The following is a 1,735-nucleotide window of genomic DNA, read 5'->3' as shown; positions in this document are numbered from 1 at the left end:
CACAAAGATCTTACGCCAGTCGCTTCCGCCCTCGGAAATACTGTACGCTACTAAACTGTAGTCTTTAGAAAACGACACCGAACCCAGTGATGTGGTGCCATCTTCCGAGAAGGTATTCGGATCTAGGAACACTTCAACCTGCAGACCTTCTTTTTGACGATAAAGAATGCTGTGATTCTGCAGTCCATCATTCTTATAGAAATAGGTGTAATCACCTCGCACAAACGGCTGTGAGCTCTTTTTGTAGTCTTGCGCTTTCGCTAATCGCTCTCGCAGTTCTGCGCGATACGGGATTTGAGCAAGGTAATCGAATGTGACTTCATTTTGGCTCGCCACCCACTGCGCGGTTTCGTCACTTCTGTCGTCTTCTAACCAGCGATATGGGTCTTCGATTATTTGACCAAAATAGTCATCGCTGACGATCTGTTTATTGGTGATTGGATATTGATACTCTTTTAAATAGCTCATCGTGATCCTTATTAAAAATAATGTGAAATCGTCAGGTAACGCGTTCTGATGTGTTCAATCAATAACTTAATCTTGTTCGGTGGCTGGCGAGTAAACGGGTACACCGCATAAATACCCAGCTTTTTACCGACTAAGTCAGGGAAGATGTCCACCAGCTGGCCGTTTCGAATATCGTGATACACCAGACAACGTGGCACGTACGCCACACCATGACCGCCCAAAGCGGCTTTTCTTAATGCCGTCGCATTATCGGTAGAGAAAGAGCCAGAGACGCGCACTATGTATTTATCGTTATCGGTAAAGCCATCTTTGCTATGCAGAAATTGCCATTCACTGGCACCCGTTGTTTGATAAGCGTATTGCAGACAATTGTGCTCAACCAAATCCTTGGGCTGCATCGGCTTACCATTCTTGGCGATATAAGACGGAGAAGCACATACCACCCATTGAGAGTCCAAGATATGACGGGCAATTAAGCTGGAGTCTTCCAAGTAACCGGTTCGAATGACCAAGTCGAGACCATCCTCAACCAAATCAACAAATCGATTGTTAAGAGACATATCGACCGTTAAACCTGGGTGCATATTACAAAACTCGGCAACAGCGTCTGCGAGAATCAAATCTCCGGAGATAGTAGGCACTGACATTTTGATATGACCACTGACATTTTCACCAAAGCCTGAAACTGCGTCCATAGCCTCTTGAGCCGCCTGCTTCACATTTTTGGCTCCGTGTAACATTGCCTTACCCGCCTCGGTCAGCGTCAATTTACGCGTGGTTCGATATAATAGCTGCACGCCAATCTCTTCTTCCAAACGCGCAATCCTCTTACTAACTACCGAATTTGTAAGGTTATTTTGTTCTGCCACCTTACTAAAACTACCCAACTCTACTACCTGTGAAAACAGGATCAAATCGTCTGCTCGCATTTGATTATGCCAATTTTGGAATTAATTATTTTCATTATTTCCCTATATCAATAAAAAATAAAGGGGTAAATTCACGCCAAATTAACAAAACAATTACAAAAACAGCTTTTGCAATCACATCGGTTACAAATAAAGCGACTCTAATTACAACAATTGAATCCTCGAGATTCAGATTAAACCTACAAAACTAATGACGTGTTATTCACTTCAAACATGAACGTTTGAAAACAAGTACGAGGAAGTACCCATGAGTGAAACTCTACTAGCATTATTGGCCTTTTCGCCAATAGTTGTTGCAGCGATTCTGCTGGTTGGCCTTAACTGGCCTGCAAAAAAAG

Annotated in this window: 1 protein-coding gene and 1 pseudogene; both read right to left on the bottom strand. The window is 43.2% G+C overall.

The features are described 5' to 3' along the window. Positions 1-468: pseudogene (locus tag AB4653_RS25340) on the bottom strand (S9 family peptidase); the annotation flags it as partial. An 11-nt stretch (positions 469-479) separates the two neighbouring features. Further along, positions 480-1,397 carry a LysR family transcriptional regulator gene (locus AB4653_RS25335; protein ID WP_017061562.1) on the bottom strand — a complete coding sequence of 306 codons (918 nt, stop codon included), beginning with the start codon at positions 1,395-1,397 and terminating at the stop codon, positions 480-482. Positions 1,398-1,735 lie beyond the last annotated feature (338 nt).

Origin of the sequence: Vibrio sp. 10N.222.48.A3 (assembly GCF_041475345.1) — a bacterium.
GTDB classification, from domain to species: domain Bacteria; phylum Pseudomonadota; class Gammaproteobacteria; order Enterobacterales; family Vibrionaceae; genus Vibrio; species Vibrio tasmaniensis_A.
The sequence above is the reverse complement of the archived record's forward strand: the minus strand, read 5'-3'. Positions and strand labels throughout refer to the sequence as shown.